19 protein-coding genes and 2 tRNA genes are annotated in these 21,982 nt (G+C 68.5%); 16 read left to right on the top strand and 5 right to left on the bottom strand.

Features of this window, described 5'->3' with window-relative positions; translation table 11 throughout:
• Nucleotides 1-18: 18 nt before the first annotated feature.
• The 10 genes from gyrB (at nucleotide 19) to ACWDUD_RS17320 (ending at nucleotide 12,407) form a co-directional block, all read left to right on the top strand.
• Entirely contained in the window at nucleotides 19-2,055 is a 2,037-nt protein-coding gene (gene gyrB / locus ACWDUD_RS17365) for a DNA topoisomerase (ATP-hydrolyzing) subunit B (RefSeq protein WP_450110124.1), read from the top strand.
• A 330-nt stretch (nucleotides 2,056-2,385) separates the two neighbouring features.
• Nucleotides 2,386-5,970, top strand: a complete 3,585-nt coding sequence (locus ACWDUD_RS17360; protein WP_450110098.1) for an ATP-binding protein — start codon at nucleotides 2,386-2,388, stop codon at nucleotides 5,968-5,970.
• The gene (locus ACWDUD_RS17355; protein WP_068159208.1) at nucleotides 5,967-6,383 is read left to right on the top strand and encodes a roadblock/LC7 domain-containing protein; all 417 of its coding nucleotides are present in this window, start codon (nucleotides 5,967-5,969) and stop codon (nucleotides 6,381-6,383) included. Before ACWDUD_RS17360 ends, ACWDUD_RS17355 begins: the two co-directional genes overlap by 4 nt.
• A gap of 13 nt (nucleotides 6,384-6,396) precedes the next feature.
• Complete coding sequence (locus tag ACWDUD_RS17350; RefSeq protein WP_072808921.1) at nucleotides 6,397-6,771, top strand: DUF742 domain-containing protein; 375 nt, start codon at nucleotides 6,397-6,399, stop codon at nucleotides 6,769-6,771.
• Nucleotides 6,772-6,784: 13 nt separating this feature from the next.
• Nucleotides 6,785-7,339 carry a GTP-binding protein gene (locus ACWDUD_RS17345; RefSeq protein ID WP_068159210.1) on the top strand — a complete coding sequence of 185 codons (555 nt, stop codon included), beginning with the start codon at nucleotides 6,785-6,787 and terminating at the stop codon, nucleotides 7,337-7,339.
• On the top strand, nucleotides 7,339-8,148 hold the full coding sequence (locus tag ACWDUD_RS17340; RefSeq protein WP_197257108.1) for an MHYT domain-containing protein: 810 nt from the start codon (nucleotides 7,339-7,341) through the stop codon (nucleotides 8,146-8,148). The genes ACWDUD_RS17345 and ACWDUD_RS17340 overlap by 1 nt, the downstream gene beginning before the upstream one ends.
• A 172-nt stretch (nucleotides 8,149-8,320) precedes the next feature.
• Nucleotides 8,321-10,825, top strand: a complete 2,505-nt coding sequence (gene gyrA, locus ACWDUD_RS17335) for a DNA gyrase subunit A (protein ID WP_197257110.1) — start codon at nucleotides 8,321-8,323, stop codon at nucleotides 10,823-10,825.
• Nucleotides 10,826-12,049, top strand: coding sequence for a DUF3566 domain-containing protein (locus ACWDUD_RS17330; RefSeq protein ID WP_450110097.1), 1,224 nt, complete (start codon nucleotides 10,826-10,828; stop codon nucleotides 12,047-12,049). It begins immediately after the preceding gene.
• Between the two features lie 75 nt (nucleotides 12,050-12,124).
• Nucleotides 12,125-12,198: transfer RNA gene (locus ACWDUD_RS17325), tRNA-Ile, on the top strand.
• A gap of 136 nt (nucleotides 12,199-12,334) precedes the next feature.
• Nucleotides 12,335-12,407 (top strand) — tRNA-Ala (locus tag ACWDUD_RS17320).
• An 85-nt stretch (nucleotides 12,408-12,492) separates the two neighbouring features.
• Here ACWDUD_RS17320 and ACWDUD_RS17315 read toward each other — a convergent pair.
• Nucleotides 12,493-13,482 carry a pirin family protein gene (locus ACWDUD_RS17315; protein WP_450110096.1) on the bottom strand — a complete coding sequence of 330 codons (990 nt, stop codon included), beginning with the start codon at nucleotides 13,480-13,482 and terminating at the stop codon, nucleotides 12,493-12,495.
• A 71-nt stretch (nucleotides 13,483-13,553) separates the two neighbouring features.
• Between ACWDUD_RS17315 and ACWDUD_RS17310 the strand changes: the two genes are divergently transcribed.
• Both ACWDUD_RS17310 and ACWDUD_RS17305 read left to right on the top strand, forming a co-directional pair.
• On the top strand, nucleotides 13,554-14,045 hold the full coding sequence (locus ACWDUD_RS17310) for a carboxymuconolactone decarboxylase family protein (RefSeq protein ID WP_450110095.1): 492 nt from the start codon (nucleotides 13,554-13,556) through the stop codon (nucleotides 14,043-14,045).
• Nucleotides 14,046-14,047: 2 nt separating this feature from the next.
• Nucleotides 14,048-14,962 (top strand): LLM class flavin-dependent oxidoreductase, encoded by a 915-nt coding sequence (locus ACWDUD_RS17305; protein WP_450110094.1) that lies wholly within the window; start codon nucleotides 14,048-14,050, stop codon nucleotides 14,960-14,962.
• On the opposite strand, the gene ACWDUD_RS17300 is transcribed toward ACWDUD_RS17305, so the two are convergent.
• Genes ACWDUD_RS17300 through ACWDUD_RS17290 form a run of 3 tightly spaced genes read right to left on the bottom strand, consistent with a single transcriptional unit; the run spans nucleotide 14,959 to nucleotide 17,383 of the window.
• Nucleotides 14,959-15,543, bottom strand: coding sequence for a TetR/AcrR family transcriptional regulator (locus tag ACWDUD_RS17300; RefSeq protein WP_450110093.1), 585 nt, complete (start codon nucleotides 15,541-15,543; stop codon nucleotides 14,959-14,961). The genes ACWDUD_RS17305 and ACWDUD_RS17300 overlap by 4 nt on opposite strands.
• A 26-nt stretch (nucleotides 15,544-15,569) precedes the next feature.
• Entirely contained in the window at nucleotides 15,570-16,256 is a 687-nt protein-coding gene (locus tag ACWDUD_RS17295) for an ABC transporter ATP-binding protein (RefSeq protein WP_197257120.1), read from the bottom strand.
• Nucleotides 16,253-17,383 carry an FtsX-like permease family protein gene (locus ACWDUD_RS17290; protein ID WP_450110092.1) on the bottom strand — a complete coding sequence of 377 codons (1,131 nt, stop codon included), beginning with the start codon at nucleotides 17,381-17,383 and terminating at the stop codon, nucleotides 16,253-16,255. The genes ACWDUD_RS17295 and ACWDUD_RS17290 overlap by 4 nt, the downstream gene beginning before the upstream one ends.
• A gap of 135 nt (nucleotides 17,384-17,518) precedes the next feature.
• On the opposite strand from ACWDUD_RS17290, the gene ACWDUD_RS17285 reads away from it, so the two are divergent.
• From ACWDUD_RS17285 to ACWDUD_RS17270, 4 genes are all read left to right on the top strand, one after another.
• The gene (locus ACWDUD_RS17285; protein WP_450110091.1) at nucleotides 17,519-18,013 is read left to right on the top strand and encodes a hypothetical protein; all 495 of its coding nucleotides are present in this window, start codon (nucleotides 17,519-17,521) and stop codon (nucleotides 18,011-18,013) included.
• A gap of 81 nt (nucleotides 18,014-18,094) precedes the next feature.
• Nucleotides 18,095-18,607: a copper chaperone PCu(A)C gene (locus ACWDUD_RS17280; protein ID WP_450110090.1), complete on the top strand. Its 513-nt coding sequence runs from the start codon at nucleotides 18,095-18,097 to the stop codon at nucleotides 18,605-18,607.
• Nucleotides 18,600-19,778, top strand: coding sequence for a Dyp-type peroxidase (locus ACWDUD_RS17275; protein WP_450110089.1), 1,179 nt, complete (start codon nucleotides 18,600-18,602; stop codon nucleotides 19,776-19,778). Before ACWDUD_RS17280 ends, ACWDUD_RS17275 begins: the two co-directional genes overlap by 8 nt.
• Nucleotides 19,779-19,819: 41 nt before the next feature.
• On the top strand, nucleotides 19,820-20,782 hold the full coding sequence (locus ACWDUD_RS17270; protein WP_450110088.1) for a R2-like ligand-binding oxidase: 963 nt from the start codon (nucleotides 19,820-19,822) through the stop codon (nucleotides 20,780-20,782).
• A 24-nt stretch (nucleotides 20,783-20,806) separates the two neighbouring features.
• On the opposite strand, the gene ACWDUD_RS17265 is transcribed toward ACWDUD_RS17270, so the two are convergent.
• Nucleotides 20,807-21,919: a hypothetical protein gene (locus ACWDUD_RS17265; protein ID WP_450110087.1), complete on the bottom strand. Its 1,113-nt coding sequence runs from the start codon at nucleotides 21,917-21,919 to the stop codon at nucleotides 20,807-20,809.
• Between the last annotated feature and the right edge of the window lie 63 nt (nucleotides 21,920-21,982).

Here is a 21,982-nt window from a genome sequence, read left to right as displayed (position 1 = left end):
AAGGAGAGCTACCCACCCGTGGCTGCCCAGAAGTCGAACAAGAGCAAGAGTGACTACGGTGCTTCGTCCATCACCGTTCTCGAGGGACTCGAGGCGGTGCGCAAGCGCCCCGGCATGTACATCGGCTCGACCGGGGAACGCGGTCTGCACCACCTGATCTGGGAGGTTGTGGACAACTCCGTCGACGAGGCGATGGCCGGATACGCGACCAAGGTCGACGTGACCCTCCTCGAGGACGGCGGCGTCCAGGTCGTCGACGACGGCCGCGGCATCCCCGTCGGAATGCACGCCTCCGGTGCCCCCACCGTCGAGGTCGTCCTGACACAGCTCCACGCAGGCGGCAAGTTCGATTCGGACGCCTACGCCGTCTCCGGTGGTCTGCACGGCGTCGGTATCTCCGTCGTCAACGCGCTGTCCACGAAACTCGAGGTCGAGATCGACGTCGACGGCTACCACTGGGAGCAGACGTACACCGCGTCCAAGCCCGGTGAGCTGATCCGGGGTGAGGAGAGGAAGACCACCGGCACCACCGTGCGATTCTGGGCGGATCCGGAGATCTTCGAAACCACGACCTACAACTTCGAGACCGTCGCGCGCCGCCTCCAGGAGATGGCGTTCCTCAACAAGGGCCTCACGATCACGCTCACCGACGAGCGCGTCGCCCCCGAGGAAGTCACCGAAGAGGTCGTCAGCGAACTCGCCGAGGCGCCGAAGACCGCCGAGGAGCAGGAGACCGAGCAGTCTCCGGAGGCGCCGCACAAGGTCAAGTCCCGCGTCTACCACTACCCGGGTGGTCTCGAGGACTACGTGCGCCACATCAACCGCACCAAGCAGCCGATCCACAACTCGGTCGTGGGCTTCACCGCGCGCGGTACCGGCCACGAACTCGAGATCGCGATGCAGTGGAACTCGGGCTACTCCGAGTCCGTCCACACCTTCGCCAACACCATCAACACCCACGAGGGCGGCACGCACGAGGAAGGCTTCCGTGCGGCGCTGACCAGCGTGGTCAACAAGTACGCGAAGGACAAGAAGCTCCTCAAGGACAAGGACCCGAACCTCACCGGTGACGACATCCGCGAGGGCCTCGCGGCGATCATCTCGGTGAAGGTCTCGGAACCGCAGTTCGAGGGCCAGACCAAGACCAAGCTCGGTAACACCGAGGTCAAGTCGTTCGTGCAGAAGGCGTGCAACGAGCACCTGACGCACTGGCTCGAGTCGAACCCTGCGGACGCGAAGACGATCGTGACCAAGGCCGTGTCGTCGGCGCAGGCCCGCGTCGCGGCCCGCAAGGCCCGCGAGCTGGTGCGCCGCAAGAGCGCCACCGACCTCGGCGGCCTGCCCGGCAAGCTCGCGGACTGCCGGTCCAACGACCCGAGCAAGTGCGAGATCTACATCGTGGAGGGCGACTCCGCAGGTGGTTCCGCCAAGTCCGGTCGCGATTCGATGTACCAGGCGATCCTGCCGCTCCGCGGCAAGATCATCAACGTCGAGAAGGCCCGCATCGACCGTGTCCTCAAGAACGCCGAGGTCCAGTCGATCATCACGGCGTTCGGCACCGGCATCCACGACGAGTTCGACATCTCGAAGCTGCGCTATCACAAGATCGTGCTCATGGCCGACGCCGACGTCGACGGCCAGCACATCGCGACGCTGCTGCTGACGCTGTTGTTCCGGTTCATGCGCCCGCTCGTCGAGAACGGCCACGTCTATCTCGCTCAGCCGCCGCTGTACAAGCTCAAGTGGCAGCGTTCCGAGCCGGAGTTCGCCTACTCGGACCGCGAGCGCGACGGACTGCTCAAGGCGGGTCTCGAGGCCGGCAAGAAGATCAACAAGGACGACGGCATCCAGCGCTACAAGGGTCTCGGTGAGATGAATGCCACCGAGCTGTGGGAAACCACGATGGACCCGAGTGTGCGGGTCCTGCGTCAGGTCAGCCTCGACGACGCCGCCGCGGCAGACGAGCTGTTCAGCGTGCTGATGGGCGAGGACGTCGAGGCTCGCCGGAGCTTCATCACCCGGAACGCGAAGGACGTCAGGTTCCTCGACGTGTGATGCCGGTGTGACGGCAGGGCACGAGTTGTGTTGCAAATCACAGCTTTTGCCCTGCCGTTTTCGCGTGTCGGTGGCGCACGTAATAGCGCGGGCACATTACCGGTGAGTACTATCTGCTGCGATCGTGTGTTCGCGATTGTCGATCGGGGGACGGCGGTGCCGGGGGAAATGGAAAGTTCTTCCGTATTCCCTGTATGTCCCGCTAAGGTGCCCTCACCCAGGAACGCCTCATTCGACTGCTTCCACGCGGTGCTTCGCGCCCGGTCGTCGGATCGGGTCGGGTGGAGTGCAGTGCAGAGTCGTGATCGGGGTGGAAGGAGAGCTTGATCCATGAGTGACGATTCGCCGCCCCGGCAGCGGTGGTGGAACATCGAGGGGTGGGGTCTTCGCTGGAAGGTCACTGCAGTACTCGCCATTCCGGTAACGGTGGCGATGGTGCTCGGTGGTCTGCGTATCCAGGAAGAGCTCACCAACGCTGTTCACTTCTCGCAGGCTGCCGATCAGGTCGCGCACGTCCCTGATCTCGTCGACTTCGGTACCGCGCTCGGTACCCTCGCGGGTACCACCGCGGCGGGTCTGAGCACGCCGGAAGAAGTCGCTCGACTCGACGAAACACTCGAGCAGGTCCGCACCGTCGCGCTGAATCCGGAGCTCGATCCGGTCGTCGCGGCGGACCTCACCCGCGTGCTGGCGAGCGCCGAAGCACTCCGTGACCAGATGAAGGCCGGCCAGGTTCCGATCGCCGACCTGAATCAGCGCACCACCGAAGTGCGAAGCGACATGTCGAACATCGTGAGCGCGATCGTCGACCCGATCGAGGACGAAGAGGTGCTGCTCGAGGGCACCCGCCTCGTCGACGCGTGGGCCACCCAGCGTTACCTGTTCGACCAGGTGATGGGCATCGTCTCGATCCTGCGGGATCCCGATCAGCCCGGCACGCAGCTGGTTTCCGCGTCCGGTGCCGAGCTCGCCATGCTCGAGACGCTCGCGCGTTCCTACCCGCTGGCCGACGGCCAGATCGAGGAACTGCGCACCGCGGTGAAGACCCGCTCCGACATGGTCGACGCTGCCGGCGACGGTCCGCTGCCACTGTTGAACCTGCGCACCTCGATGATGCGAAGCCTCGAGATCTACGGGTCGCTGATCGAGCAGGCCACCGAGGGCATCACCAGCACCGTCGAAGAGCGTGCCGCGGAAACCCGCTCGGCCGCACTGCGCGACACCGCGATCGTTCTCGCGACGCTGCTCGCCGCTCTCGTGCTCGCGCTGCTCGTGTCGCGGTCCCTCGTCGGACCGATCCGCCGGCTGCGTTACGGCGCACTCAAGGTCGCGCGTCAGGAACTGCCCGAAGCCGTCGACCGCATCAAGCTCGGCGACAACATCGAGGACATCGAGTTCACCCGCGTTCCGGTGCACACCACCGAGGAGATCGGCCAGCTCGCCCGCGCCGTCGACGACATGCACGGGCAGGCACTGCGTCTCGCCGGTGAGCAGGCGCACCTCCGCCTCCAGATCAACGAGATGTTCGAGACGCTGGCCCGGCGAAGCAAGTCGCTCGTCGAGCAGCAGCTCGGCCTCATCGAACGACTCGAGTTCGAGGAGAAGGACCCGAGCCGACTCGAGAGCCTCTTCCGTCTGGACCACCTCGCGGCCCGCATGCGCCGCAACGGCGACAACCTTCTGATTCTCTCCGGTACGCGGGTGCGTCGCGGTCACTCCGCGCCCGTCCAGCTCGGCGACATCCTCCGCGCGGCCATGTCCGAAGTCGAGGACTACCAGCGCGTTCAGATCGGTTCGACGCCGGACGGTGCCCTCAGCGGCGCCGTCGCGACCGACATCGTCCACCTGCTCGCCGAGCTCGTCGACAACTCGCTGCGCGCGTCGCCGCCGGACAGCAACGTCACGTTCAGCTTCGCTCGCGCCGTCGACGGTGGCCTGCTCGTCGAGATCGCCGACCGCGGTATCGGTATCCCCGCCGAGGAACTCGAAGCGATCAACCACCGCCTGTCGCAGGGCGGCGAGGTCGGTCCCGACTCGGCCCGCCACATGGGTCTGTTCGTGGTGTCGCGGCTCGCGGACCGGCACGGTCTCACCGTGCGGTTGCGTCCGACCTTCGACACCGCACGCAACCCCGGTATCACTGCCAGCGTGCACATCCCGGACGTTCTGCTCGTCTCGCCGCTCGCGCTGTCCCACACCGGTCCGCAGCCCTGGCGCGGCACCGACATGCCGAACGATGCCCAGGAGCAGCCGGCATTGCCGCGCGTGGAGCGTGAGGTGGCGCAGCTTCCGGCCGCGACACAGCAGGATCGGCCGGGTTACCAGTCGGGCGAGATCCCGGAGGTGCCGCGTCAGGCCCGTCCCGAGATCTCGGGCGAGCTTCCGGTCACACCGGTCCAGCCCGTGTCCCAGCCTCAGTCGCTGCAGAAGCCGGAGCAGAACGGTCATCAGCTGCCGGAACGCAACGGCCACCACCGGGCGCCGAACGGCCGGCCGGTGGACGGTCTGCCGCAGCGTGAGCCGGGTGCGACTCCGGGTCTGCCGCAGCGTGAGCCGGGTGCGATCCCGGGTCTTCCGCGTCGCCAGCCCGGCGCGACCCCCGGTCTGCCGGTCCCGCAGTCGCCGGCTACGCCTCCGGCCGCGTCGACGCCGACGCCCCGGGTGCAGCCCGACGCTGCCGCGGCTCTGGCCTCCGCGCTTCCGTCGCGTCAGCGGCCTGCGGTCGAGTCGGATTCCGAACGCACGGTGGTCACGCCGAGCGTCGACTCCGGTCCGGTGCAGCGTCCGCAGGAGGGTGGTCTGCCGCAGCGTCAGCCGGGTGCCACCCCGGGCCTGCCGCAGCGTCACGCCCAGCAGCCCGCGCCCCAGCCCTCGACGTCACAGCCCTCGACGTCACAGCCCTCGACGTCACAGCCGGGTGCCTCGCAGTCGCCTGCTCCGCAGCGTCAGTCGCCCCCGCCGGGCCTGCCGCAGCGTCAGCCCGGTGCCACGCCCGGTCTGACTCCCGCTCCGGCAGGTTCCGGTGTGAGTGCTCCGGCGCCTTCCGAGCCGATCGCGCCGGTTGCACCGCTCGCGCCGGTCGGTGGACCCGTCACGGGTCTGCCGCAGCGTCAGCCGGGCTCGACGCCGGGTCTGCCGCAGCGTCAGCCGGGCTCGACGCCGGGTCTGCCGCAGCGTCACGCCCAGCAGCCGGCGCGGCGGCCTGAACCGGTCGCCGAAGCTCCGGTCGAGACGGCAACCCCGGCGCAGGTCAACGGCCTGCCGCAGCGTCAGCCGGCCTCGACTCCCGGTCTGCCGCAGCGTCAGCCGGGTGCCACCCCGGGCCTGCCGCAGCGGCCCGCGCAGTCGGATGCACCGCAGCCGGCCGCGACCGTCGGAGCCGCAGCTTCCGCTGCGCCCGCGCAGACTGCGCCGAGCATCGCCAACGGCGACTCGGTTTCGCCGCACAGTGAGGCCAGCCAGGCCGCACGGCACCGGTACCGGACGAACTCGGCGAAGACCGCCTCGTTCTTCCAGCCTCGGGGCGAAACCGGAGCCCTCCGCCGCCAGGCCGCAGCACCGCCGATCTTCAACGACGTGATGTCCGACTGGCTCGTCGACCCGACCAGCCTGCCGGAGGATCGGCGCAAGCGGGAATGGACGTCGGCGGCCGATGCAGGATGGGAAGCAGCGCAGCGCGCGGCCGAGGTTCCTGTGGAGGACCACACCACTGCAGGTCTGCCTCGTCGCGCCCCCGGTCACCGTCTGGTGCCGGGTGCGGTCGAACCCGTGGCACCCGTGGAACGGCCGACGATCCGACGGCGCGATCCGGAAGCCATCCGGGCGAACCTCAGCCGTCACCAGCAGGGTGTCCGCAACGGCCGGTCTACGGTGAACGCGACCACACGTGAGAACAACGAACAGGGAGTTCGATGAATATTGACCACGGATCCGATGTAACTCGTCCTTTGGACTGGTTGGTATCGAACTTCGCGCGCGAGGTTCCCGGTGTTTCCCACGCCGTGCTCGTGTCCGCCGACGGCTTGCTCATGGCCGCCAGCGCACACCTTCCGGTCGACCGCGCCGAGCAGCTCGCTGCGGTGACGTCCGGTCTCGCCAGCCTGTCCAACGGTGTTTCGCAGCTCTTCGACGGCGGCGGCGTGCTGCAGTCCGTCGTGGAGATGCAGCACGGTTACCTGCTGCTCATGAGCGTCGGCGACGGCTCTCACCTGGCCGCCCTGACCGCCTCGGAATGCGACATCGGACAGGTCGGTTACGAGATGGCACTCCTGGTCGACCGCGTGGGAGCGTCGGTCGAGGCGACCCCGCGGGTCGGCCAGGGGTCCTGACGTCGAGGTGGCCATGGAATCGCGCAAACCTGAGTCGGTGCCGGACCAACCCAGTCTGGTCCGCCCGTACTCGCTGACTTCGGGGCGAACGAACCCCGCAGTCGAACTGGCGTTGGAGGCGTTGATCCAGGCGATCCCGGGCACCGACGATCGGGCCCGGGACCTGGACAACATCAACGCCACCATTTTGGAGTTGTGCAAGGAGTCCCCGTCGGTAGCCGAGATCGCTGCTCGGGTGGGTGTGCCAATCGGGGTGGCACGCGTCCTCGTCGCGGATCTCGTCGAGGCCGGACACGTCCAGATCTTGGCCACGCTCAAAGACGATTCGAGCGACGCGGAGCGTCGTGAGCTGATTGAAAGGGTCCTCAGTGGACTTCGCGAACTCTAACGACCCCAAGCGGGTGACCTCGACCAAAATCGTGATCGCCGGCGGCTTCGGTGTCGGAAAGACCACGTTGGTGGGGGCAGTGTCGGAGATCGTCCCGCTGCGCACGGAAGCCTTGGTGACCAACGCCAGCGACGGCGTGGACAACTTGAGCGCTACGCCCCAGAAGGCCACGACGACCGTCGCCATGGACTTCGGTCGTATCAGCCTGGCCGAGGATCTCGTGCTGTACCTGTTCGGTACGCCGGGACAGCATCGGTTCTGGTTCATGTGGGACGACCTCATCCGCGGTGCCATCGGGGCGATCGTGCTGATCGACACCCGTCGCCTGGACGAGAGCTTCGCCGCCGTCGACTTCTTCGAGGCGCGGAACCTCCCGTTCATCGTCGCGATCAACGAGTTCGACGATGCGCCTCGTTACCCCGTGGAGGACATCCGGCAGGCGCTGGCCGTCTCGGCGGAGGTCCCGATCGTCTCGATCGACGCCCGGGCCCGCGAATCGGCGAAGTCCGCTCTGGTGACCGTCACCGAATATGCACTGAGGAAGTTGCACCAGCCGGTGGCCCGGTAGTGGACGCCGACATCCAGCTCTTCTCGATGGGGGCATGGGTGGTGGTCCTGGCGTTCGCGACGTCGTCGATCGGTCTGCTGGTCGGCCTCGTGAGCGCCAGGAAGGCACGATTCGCCACCACCGATCGGCAAGGGCTGTTGTGGATGCTGCTGGCGGCCGCGTGCGCGGGGGGAGTGGGGACGTGGCTCGCCCTGCTTCTCGCCGTCGCGGGATTCGGGGTCACCGACAGCATCGTGCGCCACGATCTGGTGACCATCGCGTTCTCGCTGGCGGTGGCGCTGGTGAGCTCGTTCGTCGCGCTGGTCGTCTCGATCAGCCGCGACGGGCATTCACCCGGCCGGTTGCTCGCCGGTGGGGTGCTGTTCGGCGCCGGGATCTGCGTGGTGTTCCTGTCCCTCATGTGGTCCGTGCGGCTGCAGGGCACGTTCACCTTCGACACCCCGTTCGTCATCGCGACCGCGGCGGTGTCGCTGGTCGTGGCGTTCTCCTTCCTGTGGCTCGTGGAGGTCGCGGACCGCACGCTCTTGCGCATCTGTGGAAGTGTCGTGACGGGCGCGGCCGTCCTCGGTGTCTACTTCCTCGGGATGGCGTCGGTGGAGGTGACACCGGACTCCTCGATCGCGATGCCCGGTGGGATCGAGCTCTTCTCGGTGTTGTTCGCGGTGTTCGTCGTGGGCACGGTGGTCATCACCCTGCCCATCGTGCTGACCCTCATGGACCCGGATCGTGTTGCGGCGCAACTCGAACGGGAAGTCGATCAGTGGGTCGCCGAACAGGGCGGAAACGACGAGGGCGCGCGGCTCGGTTAGACCGGTCCCGGCCCTCCCCGCCGGCACGACCGTCCTGTGTGCAACGTGATGGAAGGAAAGTGCCGTCCTTCTGGGTGTTCGCTGACCTGCACCTATAGACTCGGGTGGTTGCGAGACGTCCACCGGGCGACGGTTCCGGGTAGACGTTCGAGCCGAGTAGAAGAAGGAGCTCATGACCGACACCACGTTGCCGCCGGAGGGGCCGGGGCACGACCGCATCGAGCCCGTCGACATCCAGCAGGAGATGCAGAGCAGCTACATCGATTACGCGATGAGCGTGATCGTGGGCCGCGCGCTGCCCGATGTGCGCGACGGCCTCAAGCCGGTGCATCGCCGCGTCCTGTACGCCATGTACGACAACGGTTTCCGCCCGGACCGCGGTTACGTGAAGTCGGCCCGCGCCGTTGCCGAGACGATGGGCAACTACCACCCGCACGGCGACTCCTCCATCTACGACGCGCTCGTGCGTCTCGCCCAGCCGTGGTCGATGCGGTACCCGCTCGTCGACGGTCAGGGCAACTTCGGTTCCCCCGGCAACGACGGTGCCGCCGCGATGCGGTACACCGAGTGCCGCCTCACGCCGCTCGCGATGGAGATGCTGCGCGAAATCGACCACGAGACGGTCGATTTCCAGCCGAACTACGACGGCCGCACGCAGGAACCGACGGTTCTCCCCAGCCGTATCCCCAACCTGTTGATCAACGGGTCCAACGGCATCGCCGTCGGTATGGCGACGAACATTCCGCCGCACAACCTCAACGAGGTCGCCGAGGCGATCTACTGGGCGCTCGAGAACTTCGAGGCGGACGAGCAGACCACACTCGCGGCCGTGATGGAACGCATCAAGGGCCCGGACTTCCCCACGGCGGGTCTGATCGTGGGCAGCCAGGGCATCCACGACGCGTACACCACCGGTCGCGGTTCGGTGCGGATGCGCGCGGTCGTCGAGATCGAGGAGGACGCCAAGGGGCGCACCACGATCGTCGTCACCGAACTGCCGTACCAGGTGAACCCGGACAACCTGATCACGTCCATCGCGACGCAGGTCCGGGACGGCAAGATCGCCGGCATCTCCGAGATCCACGACGAGTCCTCCGATCGCGTCGGTATGCGCATCGTGATCACGGTCCGCCGCGACGCGGTCGCGAAGGTCGTGCTCAACAACCTGTACAAGCACACGCAGCTGCAGACCAGCTTCGGCTGCAACATGCTCTCGATCGTCGACGGGGTGCCGCGCACACTGCGCCTCGACCAGATGATCCGGTACTACGTCAACCACCAGATCGAGGTCATCGTCCGCAGGACCCGGTACCTGCTGCGCAAGGCCGAGGAACGTGCCCACATCCTGCGCGGCCTGGTCAAGGCGCTCGATGCGCTCGACGAGGTCATCGCCCTCATCCGTCGTTCGCAGACGGTCGACATCGCCCGCACGGGCCTGATGGACCTGCTCACAGTCGACGAGATCCAGGCCGACGCGATCCTCGCGATGCAGTTGCGCCGCCTCGCCGCCCTCGAGCGTCAGAAGATCATCGACGAACTGGCCGAGATCGAGCGCGAGATCGACGACTACAAGGACATCCTGGCGAAGCCGGAACGGCAGCGCGCGATCGTCCGTGACGAGCTGAAGGAAGTCGTCGACAAGTACGGCGACGAGCGACGCACCAAGATCATCGCGTCCGACGGCGAGGTGTCCGACGAGGATCTCATCGCCCGCGAGGACGTCGTCGTCACGATCACCGAGACCGGCTACGCCAAGCGGACGAAGACCGATCTGTACCGGTCGCAGAAGCGCGGCGGCAAGGGTGTCAAGGGCGCCGAGCTCAAGCAGGACGACATCGTGAAGAACTTCTTCGTGACGTCGACGCACGACTGGCTGCTGTTCTTCACCACCAAGGGCCGCGTCTACCGGGCCAAGGCGTACGAGCTGCCCGAGGCCAACCGCACCGCGCGCGGCCAGCACGTCGCGAACCTGCTGGCGTTCCAGCCGGACGAGCGGATCCAGGGCGTGATCCGGATCAAGTCGTACGAGGACGCGCCGTACCTGGTGCTCGCCACCCGCAACGGCCTGGTCAAGAAGTCGCGGCTCGCGGACTTCGACTCCAACCGGTCCGGCGGCATCGTCGCGATCAACCTGCGCGACGAGGACGAACTCGTCGGTGCGGTGCTGTGCTCCGCCGACGACGACCTGCTGCTCGTGTCGGAGCAGGGCCAGTCGATCCGGTTCTCGGCGACGGACGAGGCGCTGCGGCCGATGGGCCGCGCGACGTCCGGTGTGCAGGGCATGCGGTTCAACGGCGACGACAAGCTGCTGTCCCTCAACGTGGTCCGCGAGGGAACGTATCTGCTGGTCGCGACGTCCGGTGGCTACTCCAAGCGCACGCCGATGGAGGACTACCCGGTCCAGGGCCGTGGCGGTAAGGGTGTCTTGACGATCCAGTACGACCGCAAGCGTGGCACCCTGGTCGGAGCGCTCATCGTGGACGATGACGACGAGCTCTACGCGATCACCTCCGGTGGTGGGGTCATCCGTACCGCCGCCAAGCAGGTGCGCAAGGCCGGCCGCCAGACGAAGGGCGTCCGGTTGATGAACCTGGCCGAGGGCGACACGTTGCTGGCGATCGCACGCAACGCCGATGAGCCCGAGGAGGGCGCCACATCAGATGCGAAGGAGTCGTAAGTGAGCACTCCCCAAGGACCGAACGGTGCCGACAAGGGGTCGCCGGCACCGAAGGGGCCTAATGGGCAGGAGACGGCGAATGCGCCGGTGAAGCCGGACGCAGCGAAGCCGTCGTCGGCAGAGGCTCCGTCGGCCGCATCGGCTCCGGCGGCTCCGAAGTCGCCCGACGCTCCGAAGGCCCCCGCAGGCCCGGCGGCCCAGGCTGCGGCGAAGCCGGAACCGTCCGAGCCGTCGGATCCGCCCCCGACCGGTGCCGACAAGCCCGCTACGGGTGCCGACAAGCCGGCCGCCGGTGCCGACAAGCCTGCGGCGGGCGCTGCGGACAAGCCCGCACCGAATCCGACCGCACAGACGACACCGACCGTCCGTCCGGCCGCGGACAAGGGCGTGAACCCCGCGCAGTCCGGCGCCCAGCGCCCGGCTGCCGCCGGTCAGGTCCCGCCGTGGCAGCGGGGACAGCAGACCCCGGCCGCGCACCAGAACACTCCGCAGACGAACCTGCCGGGTCGTGGTCAGGGCGTCGACCGGGCGGTCACCGGGAACGCTGCTCCGCAGCGCGCCTCGGCCCAGCCCGCCAGCGCACGGCCGCAGAGTGCCCCGACGCCTCCGACACGGCCCGTCGTGACAGGTACCGCGGCGGCGTCGCTGACCGGCGGTGCGGATCGGACGTCCGTCAAGGCCAAGTCGGCGATCATCGACGGGCCGACGCGGCACATCGAACGTAAGGACCTCGCGAAGGACCTGCCGGACCTGTCGACGGTGAAGCACCCGCTTCCGGCTTCGGCACCGGTGGCCGGGGAGGCCTCTGCGGGCGCTCCCGCCGCGTCGTCCGCCACGGCTGTGACCGCGGCGGTGCCGATGGCCGGGGAGCCGCTGCGCGCGACCGTTCAGGTCCGTCGCATCGATCCGTGGTCGATGCTCAAGATTTCCTCCGTGATTTCCCTCTCACTCTTCTTCGTGTGGATGGTCGCGGTGGGTCTGCTCTACGGCATCCTCGCCGGCATGGGCGTGTGGGAGCGCCTGAACAGCGCTTTTACCGACATCGTGTCCGAATCCGGTAGTGGGGGCCTGATCAGCGCAGGTCAGGTCTTCGGCTACGCCACGGTGATCGGCCTGGCCAACACGATCCTGTTGACGGCCATGGCAACGCTCGGGGCGTTCATCTACAACCTCTGCACCGATCTGGTCGGCGGTGTGCAGGTCACTCTCGCTGACCCCGACTGACCTGGGAAAACGCTGCCCCGCCGAACCGATTTTGTTGTTCGCGGTTCGGTGGGGTAGTGTTCCGAATCGGTTCGAGGGCCTATAGCTCAGGCGGTTAGAGCGCTTCGCTGATAACGAAGAGGTCGGAGGTTCAAGTCCTCCTAGGCCCACTCCCCGTGCCGGAAGGGCAGCCAGCATGAAGGTTCTCGCATTCGTGGGAGCTGCAGTGCTGGTGGCCATCGGAATCGCTCGGATGCTTCGGAGCGAAGACGAATGGCACGAGGTCACCAGCCGCTGACGGCGGACGGGGCCTTAGCTCAGTTGGTAGAGCGCTGCCTTTGCAAGGCAGATGTCAGGAGTTCGAATCTCCTAGGCTCCACAATAGAAAACACAGTCTCCACAATCGAAGACACAGCAGAGGGCGCTTTCCCGGATCAGGGAAGGCGCCCTTTCTGCTTGTGGCCCTACAGCGGATTCCGGCGCGGACGCAGCTGCGCGTTCGGCAGCGCGGGCGCGGGCAGCCTCGCGACCTTCCCCTGATAACCCTCGACCCGGCCGAACCGATCGGATTCGCTCTCCCAGGCGTCGCGGAAACGGACGATCTCGTCGTGGCTGCGGCCCACGAAGTTCCACCACATGACGATCTCCTCGCCGAACGGGGTGCCGCCGAGCAGCACGACCCGGGCGGGGGAGTCGGTGAGGTTCGTGAGCGTCAGCGACGTCAGGCCGGTGCCCACATAGCCGAGCGTGCCGCGCGACAGCTCCGTGCGGGCGAGACGGACGGTGCCGGTGTCGACGAGGACACCGTGCTCGAAGGACGCGTCGACGTCGAGGTGCAGTTCGGCGTTGGCGTCGAGGGTGATCTCGGCGCCGAGCAGCGGCGTGAACGTCTCCACCGGCGACGTGCTGCCCGCGAGCGAGCCCAGGAAGACCTTCGCGGAACCGCCGTCGAGGTAGGTGGTCGCGGGCGCGTGGTGCTGGAAGTTGCGGGGTGCGTCGCGGGCGCTGTCCGGCAGCGCGACCCACAGCTGGACACCGTGCAGCGTCGTGGTGTCAGGGGTGGACACCTCGGAGTGGCAGATGCCGTGGCCACCGGTCATCAGATTGACCTCGCCGGGCCGGACGAACGCGTGCACGCCGTGACTGTCGCGGTGTTCGATCTCGCCGGTGAACAGCCAGCTCACCGTCTGCAGTCCGGTGTGCGGGTGGGGCGCCACGTCCATCCCGCCCGTGGCGGCGACGTCGTCGGGACCGTAGTGGTCGGCGAAGCACCACGCGCCGATGAGGGAGCGTTGCCGCTGGGGGAGGGTGCGCCGGACCGGCATCGCGCGGGGACCGCCGAGCGGCACCTCGCGGGCGGTGAGGATCTCGACGTAGGGATGACCTGCCTCGTCACGGGGACACGGACCGGTCTCGCAGGTTGTCTCGACCGGATGGACGTCGGTGTTGCTCATGCTCAGAGCGTGCCACCGATCGCGTGCGCGCGGCCGGCCGATTCCGGAATCGGCCGGCCGCGTCGACCCCGATGGCCGACAATCGTTCTGTGGCGAGCACCGAGCGCATCCCCATCGACAAGCAGACTCGTCCGGTGTACCGGGCACAGGTCGCCGTCGCGGTGGCGGTGCGGGACGCGGTGGCGCAGGCCGGTCTGGACCGCACGGTCGTCGAACTGGTGAACCTGCGGGTCTCGCAGATCAACGGGTGCGCCTACTGCCTGGACGTGCACACCCGCGAGGCGCTGAAGGACGGTGAGAAAGCGCAACGCATCGCGGTGCTGCGGGCGTGGCGGGACACCGACCTGTTCAGCGACGTCGAGCGGGCCGCGCTCGCGGTGGCGGAAGCGGTGACGGATCTGCCGTCGCCGGACGAGCAGGATCGTGTCTACGCGGCGGCTCGCAGGCACCTGACCGACGACCAGTTCTCGGCGATCGTGTGGGTCGCGATCGCGATGAATGCGTTCAACCGGGTGTCGATCGTCAGCCGGCACCGCGTCGATCCCGAGTCCTGGAAGTCCTGACCGTGCCGGACTACGGACACGAACTGCGATTCGGGGTATCCCTCACCCCGACCGCCGCCGATCCGGACGCAGTCGTCGAACTCGCACTCGTCGCGGAACGGGCAGGACTGGATCTGGTGACCGTCCAGGACCACCCCTACCAGCCGCGGTTCCTCGACACCTGGACGCTGTTGACCTGGATCGCGGCCCGCACGGAGTCGCTGATCCTGTCTCCGAACGTCGCGAACCTGCCGCTGCGCGGTCCGGTGATCCTGGCCCGCAGCGCGGCCTCGCTCGACCGGCTCAGCGGTGGGCGCGTCGAGCTGGGGCTGGGCGCCGGGGCGTTCTGGGACGCCGTCGCCGCGAACGGCGGGCCGCGGCGCAGTCCCCGGGAGTCGGTCGATGCGCTCGTCGAGGCGATCGCGGTGATCCGGACGTTGTGGTCCGATGACGCCGGGCCGGCGCGGCTCGACGGCACGTACTACCGGCTGGACGGTGCGAAGCGGGGGCCGCGCGCCGCCCATGAGCCGGAGATCTGGCTCGGGGCGTACGGGGACCGGATGCTGGCCGTCACCGGCCGGTACGCGGACGGCTGGCTGCCGAGTTCGTTCGCGGCGGCCCCGGACGCGCTCGGCACGATGACCGCGAAGGTCGATGCGGCCGCGACCGAGGCCGAGCGTGATCCGGCGGCGATCCGGCGGCTCTACAACATCGCCGGGAGGTTCGACGACACCGCCGACGGGACGTTCCTGCACGGACCTGCGGAGGTGTGGGCCGAGCAGTTGGCGGAGCTGACGTTGCTCCACGGCACCAGCACGTTCCTCCTCGGTTCGGATACCGCTGCCGACCTCGAACGGTTCGCCGGAGAGGTTGCGCCGGCAGTGCGCGAGCGCGTCGGAAACGAACGCACTGTTTCACGTGAAACACGAAGCGATTAGAAGCTCGTGCGTTCCGATCCCAACGCGGCCAGGTTCCGGATGGTGTCCAGCACCTCGTCGAGGCTGCGGCCGGATTCGATCAGTTCGGTGCCCTTGTAGACGAGGGCGTTGATGAACTCCGCGGTGAGTTCCGGGTCGGGCCGCCCCTGCTCGCGCAACGCGTCGAGCAGGGGGAGGACCAGCTCCTGATGCAGCGCGTGCATCCGTTCGTTGGTGAACGCCTGCGGGGTGAAGGTCGCGAGGACACCGATGACGGCGTGCTCGCCGTCGGCGACGAGCCGCAGGTTCACCTCGATGTAGGCGAGCACGCGTTCCGCGGGATCGTCGACGGCGTTCATCGCCGCGGCGATCTTGGCGTTCCAGCGCGGGAACATGTCCTCGACGACGGCGCGCAACAGATCGTCGCGGGAACCGAAGTAGTGGTACACGCTGGACCGGGCCAGACCGGCCCGCACGGCCACGTCGGCGAGGGAGGGGACCCGGTCCGGGGCTTCCGCGAGCAGGTCGCGCGCGGCGTCGAGGAGGGCCCGCCGCTGCGCGGCGCGGTGCTCGACGACCGTCGCCGCGGAGATCTTCGGCACGGACCCTCCTCTCGTATCCCGGCGGGTCAGTCGTGTGGTCCGAGCCCGCCGTCGACCATCTCGAGGACCCGATCGCAGTGGTCGAGCACGTCGTGGTCGTGGGTGACCATGATCGTAGCGACCCCCGCCTCGTGGGTTTCACGGGCGAGCAGTTCGACGACCTCGTGGCTGCGTTTGCGGTCCAGCGCGGCCGTCGGTTCGTCGACGAGCAGCAGCGCCGGCCGGGCCATCAGCGCCCGTGCGATACCGACGCGCTGACGTTCGCCGCCCGACAACTGTCCCGGCCGGCGGTCGGCGCGGTGGCTCATGCCGACGGATGCGAGCAGCTCGTCGGGGTCGCGGCCCTCGCGTCCGGTGATCTTCTCGACGAGCCGGAGCTGGTCGCGGGCCGTGAGCGCCGGGATCAGGTTCCCGGACTGGAACACGAACCCGATGCGATCGCGGCGCAGCCGGGTGAGCTCGCGCGGCTTCAGGTTCGTGATGTCGACGCCGTCGACGGTCACGGTTCCGGAGGTCGGCCGGGTGAGGCCGCCCGCGACCGCGAGGAGGCTGGACTTGCCGGCGCCGGACGGGCCGACGATCGCGACGAGTTCCCCGGCCGCGACCTCGAGGGTCACGTGGTCGAGTGCGTGCACGGTGCTGTCGCCGTCGCCGAAGCTCAGGCAGGTGTCGGTCAGGGCGAGCCCGGCGCGGGTGGAGGTGGCGGCGGTCAACGGTTTTCTCCCAGTGCGGTGAGGGGGTCGACGCGGGTGACGCGGACGACGGCGACGGCGGCTCCGACGAGGCCGAGCACGATGAGCAGCACCGCACCCTGCACGATCGGTCCGCTCTCGAGGGCGAACGGCATGCCGGAGCCGTCGAGGCCCGAACCGAGCCCGAGACCGATGAGCACACCGAGGGCGACGGAGGCGACGAGAACGACGACGGCCTGCAGCAGTCCGTCGCGCAGCAGGAAGCCGGTGGACGCACCCATCGCGCGCAGCACCGACAGTTCGCGGCTGCGCTGCACGGTCCAGATGCTGAAGAACGCGCCGACGACGAGGGCGGAGATCGCGTACAGGAACGCCTTGATCATCGACATGGTCATCATCTCGGCGGAGTAACCCGGCGACGAGTCGAACGACTCCTCGAGCGTCTTGGACACGGTGCCCGCGGCGGCATCCCCGGCGGCGAGGTCGGGCAGACCGCCGTTGACGCCCTGCAACGCGACGACGCTGGCCTCGCGGTAGATGTCCGGCTGCGGCTGTTCGCCGACCTTCACGCCGGCGTGGATCTCCTGCCAGGTGGACAGCGGCACGTAGGCGACGTCGACGTGCCCGAAGGTGCGCTTGTCGGAGGTGAACCCGACGACGGTCAGTTCGGTGCCGAGACGGTCGACGACCACCGTGTCACCGAGTTCGATGCCGGCGTCGCGCGCGCTGTCGCTGACGAGGATGTCGGTGGTCTGCTGGAGGGCGCTGCCCTCGGCCGCGGCCGGTTCGAGGAAGGAGCCGGGTTCGATGCCGAAGAGGGTGAGGTCGACGGGGATCCCGTCGCCGGTCTTGGCGTTGACGATCGCGTTGCCGAACAGGGCGGCCTCCGCGACGTCGGGTCGTTCCCGCCAGGCGGCGACCTGCTCGTCGGTGACGACGGAACGGGAGAACGCGGAGTCGGTCTTGGTGCCTTCGGCGAACGCGAACGCCTGTACGGGCGTGCGTTGCAGCGCGGAGACGCCGTCGGTGACCAGGCCGGAGGACAGGCCGGAGAGGATCACCATCAAGATCGAGATGAGTGCGACGACGGCACCCATCAGGAGGAATCGGGTGCGCGCGAACCACAGTTCGCGCAGGGTCAGGAACATGTGGGTCCTTCGCAGGCGAGGTCGGATGGGATGCGCCGGTTTGTCGACGTCTTGTCGCAATCATATCGACACTCTGTCGACAAGTTCCCGCGGACCACTACTACTGGCAGTCGTAGAAAGTCGTATCCTGTCGTCATGAGTACCGCCGAAGCCCTCGTCGCGCGCCTGCGCGGTGGGCTGACCGGCGCCGTTTCCGGAGCCGTGAGCATTGCGGCGCACGCACTCGGCGGCGGCGGTACTCCCTCCCAGAGCGCGGTCGCGCTGTTGATCGCGACGACGCTCGCCGTGGGTGTGGTGGCCGCCGGCACCCGGCTTCCCGTCGCGTCGATTCTCGTCGCCGGTCAGGTGCTCGGGCACCTCGTGCTCTCCCTCGACACCGGCCACTTCCACGTTCCCGGACCCGCGATGATCGCCGGCCACGCCGTCGCGATCGCGGTGGCGGCACTGCTGGTCGTGGCCGCCGAACGCGGATGCCGGTTCGTGCTCGCCGCGCTGCGTCGCGTCGCGCCGACCCCGTTCACGCCACTCCGCGTGCCCGGCGCAGTGCTCGTTGCTCCCCGGCCGCCGGTCCTGCGCGGTCTTCCCCGGTCCGCCGGCATCGTCCCGCGCGGCCCACCCGTCACGGTCTGACCCCGATTCCTTTCCTTTCACGATCGCCCGCATGAGGCGATCGCGCGCCCGCGTGCGCTCAGACCTGTACGGGAGACCCCCATGAAGAAGACCAAGTTCCTCGCGTTCGCCGCGATCGCAGCGGCGGCGCTCGCCGCCGCCGGGTGCGGATCCGAGGACCCCGCGACCGCGGCCGACTCGATCGTCGTGTCGTCGGCGTGGACCAAGGCCGCCGAGAGCGGAATGACCGGTGCGTTCGCCGAACTGGAGAACACCGGCGACCATGCCGTCCAGATCGTGTCCGTCTCGAGTCCGGTCTCGAGTCGGACCGAACTGCACGAGATGGCTCCCGCCGCCGACGGCGCGATGGCGATGCGCGAGATGGACGGCGGGCTGACCGTCGCCGCCGGTAGCCGGCACAGCCTCGCTCCCGGCGGCGATCACCTGATGCTGATGGATCTGATCGAACCCGTCACGCCCGGCACCGACATCGAGTTCACCTTGACCTTCAGCGACGGTTCGTCGATCGATTTCACCTCGCAGGTCCGCGATTTCGCCGGGGCGCGCGAGAACTACGTGCCGAGCGCCGAGGAGGGGGCGAACCACGGTGGCTGAGCTCACCCGGCGGCGCCTGCTCGGGGGCGGCGCCGCCGCGCTCGGCGTGGTCGGGCTCGGCGCCGCCGGAATCGGCCGCGTCACGGCCCGTGACGAGGACCCGCGCATCGTCGGGTTCCACGGCACCCACCAGGCCGGTATCGAGACCGAACCGCAGGCGTTCGCGTCGTTCGTGGCGCTGGACCTGCTGCCCGGCACCGATCGGCGCGCGCTCGTCGGCGTGCTGAAGGTCTGGGCGCAGGACTCGTATCGGCTCACCACCGGCACCGGGGGCCTCGGCGACACCGAACCCGAACTCGCGCAGGACCCGGCGAACCTGACCGTCACGGTCGGATTCGGCCCCGGGGTGTTCGGTCCCGCGGTGTTCGCGTCCGCCGACGCGGAGAAGGTTCGGCCCGAATGGCTGCGACCGTTGCCCGCGTTCGGCATCGACCGGCTCGAAGACCGTTGGAGCGGAGGCGATCTGATGCTCCAGGTGTGCGCCGACGATCCCGTTACGGTCGCGCACGCGGTGCGCACGCTGACCCGGACGGTGCGCTCGCAGGTGTCGGCGCGGTGGGTGCAGCGCGGTTTCCGGCACGCCCCCGGCACCCGCCCCGAGGGTGCGAGCATGCGCAACCTCATGGGCCAGGTCGACGGCACCGTCAATCCCGCCGCGGGCAGCACGGAATTCGAAGGCCGGGTGTGGAATCCGGGGTCGCCCCCGTGGCTGGCCGGTGGTTCCTCGCTGGTGTTGCGGCGGATCCGGATGGAACTCGACACCTGGGACGAATTGGACCGTCCGGCAAGGGAACTCACGGTGGGGCGCACGTTGTCGAACGGTGCGCCGCTCACCGGCACGGCCGAACACGATGATCCCGATTTCGACGCGGTCGACCGGTACGGCATCCCGGTGATCCCACCGGAATCGCACATGGCGCGGGCACGGCCGCGCAACGCGGACGAGCAGTTCCTGCGGCGCGGCTACAACTACGACGACGCCGACGGCGCGGGCCTGCTCTTCGCGGCTTACCAGGCCGACGTCGACCGTCAGTTCGTGCCGGTGCAGCAGCGTCTGGCGGACCACGACGCGTTGAACCCGTGGATCACCCCGATCGGTTCGGCGGTGTTCGCGATCCCACCCGGGTTCGGCGCCGGCGGCTATCCCGGCGAGACGCTGTTCGAGGGCTGAAAACGCAGGTCGGGGTGGTGATACGGGGTTAGCCTGGACGGGTGACCGAGGTATCACGGCGGCGAGACGGATTCGCGTCGCTGCGGGAAGGCGGACTGAACTGGGACGCCTTCCCGCTGCGCCTGTTCGCGAAGGGCAACGCCAAGTTCTGGGATCCCCTCGACCTGGATTTCTCGCAGGACGTCGCGGACTGGGCGGACCTGAACAGCGAACAGCAACGCAGCACCGCCTATCTGGTGACGCACTTCGCGGCGGGGGAGGAGGCCGTCACCCAGGACATCCAGCCGTTCCTGCACGCGATGGCCGCCGAGAACCGGCTCGGCGACGAGCTGTACCTGACGCAGTTCTGTTTCGAGGAGGCCAAGCACACCCAGGTGTTCCGGCTGTGGATGGACGCGGTGGGACTGACCGGCGACCTGCTGCCGTACGTCGCGGAGAACCCGCACTACCGCGCGCTGTTCTACGAGGAGCTTCCCGATTCCCTGCGGATTCTCGAACGCGACCCCAGTCCGGCGAACCAGGTGCGCGCGAGCGTCACCTACAACCACGTCATCGAGGGCAGCCTCGCCCTCACCGGTTACTACGCGTGGCAGAAGGTGTGCACGACCCGCGGGATCCTGCCCGGCATGCAGGAGCTCATTCGCCGGATCGGCGACGACGAGCGCCGCCACATGGCGTGGGGAACGTTCACGTGCCGCCGGCACGTCGCTGCCGACGACGCGAATTGGGATGTGGTGCAACAACGTATGGGGGAGTTGCTCCCGCACGCGCTCGGGGTGATCCAGTGGATCAACGATCAGTTCGAGGAACAGCCGTTCGGGTTGGACCCGGACGAGTTCGTGGCGTACGCGGCGGATCGCGCCCAGCGTCGGCTCGGTGCGATCGAGTCCGCGCGCGGCCGTCCCGTCGAGGAGATCGACCTGGACTACACGCCCGAGACGCTCGAGGAGAAGTTCGGCGAAGAGGACGCCGCCGAGCTCGCGTCGCTCACCGACGACGCCTGACCCGGCGTCTCACGGGCAAGGGTCTCACAGGAGAAACACGAGCAGGGGCACCGCGACCAGCGCGACCCCGGCGACGATCGGGATCAGCGGCTTGCGCGACCGCTTCTCGGTTTCGTCGTGCTCGGTCGCGTCCGGTTCGAGGTCGTTCTCGTCGTCCGGCTCGACGGCGAGCAACCGCGCCGCGACGACGTCGTTCTTTCCGGCCTCGAGCATCTCCTGTGCCCGGATGCGCGCGAGCCCACCGGTCAGCACGTCCGTCTCGTCGTACGACGGCGGAAGCCCGATGCGGGCACGCTTCGTCTCCCGGGCCGGCACGAAACCGGCGGCCAGGATCGCCGCACCCAGCGCGGCGGTCTGCTCCGGGCCCGGACCGACGAGGGTGCGGACCATCAGCTTCGTCGCGATGCTGTTCGCGATCTCCTGGATGTACGAGCGGTCGCGGGCGACGATCCCGTCACCCATCACGACGACCGCGTCGAGATTCGGCGGCAGCCACCCGAACGAGCCGAGCGCGGTCGCGAGCTGCGAGGCAGGTGACGGTGCGCCCTTCGTCGGTATCCGGAACGCCTTGCCCGCCGGTACCCCGGATCGCACCAGCGTCACCGTCGAACCGGCGTCGTCGATGTGGAAGACACCGATGAGCTGACCGGGGGTCTCGGAAATCTCGGAGGCATACCAGGTCGCGGCGCCCTGGGCGTCCGACGCCAGGTCCACGTGCCGCAGATCCGCGTAGTCGAGGGCCGCGCGCAGCGACGCGACCGCATCGGAATCCCAGTGGGAAGGGTAGGTCGCGGTGTAGCCGGGCTCGGATCCGTCGTCGGCGCCCCCGAACTTCGGCAGCGGTTCGGTCTCGTTCAGCAGGCACTGGATCGCGGTCGCCATCGCGTCCTCCGCCCGGTACACGCGACCGTCGCTGGCGGTGACACCCGCGGCGTCACCGACCCGGGCGAGGAACCCGGCGAGGGTGCGTGCCTCGTTGCCGGAGGAGTAGGAGCCGAGGGTGGTGGTGCCGTCCTCGTCGATGTGCAGGACCGTGTCCCGGGCGATCACCACGGGATCCTGGGTGCCCGGTTCGTTGGACGCGACCACTGCGGTGGACACGACTCTGCCGATCCGGAGCCCGACCCCGATTGCCATGACAGCCCTCTCGCCTCGCAGGTAACGAACCGCCTACATCTTGCTACCGAAACCGCTCATCCG

Source organism: Rhodococcus sp. NPDC003382, from assembly GCF_053589135.1.
Note: the sequence above shows the minus strand (reverse complement) of the source record. Positions and strands in the feature narration are given on the sequence as shown.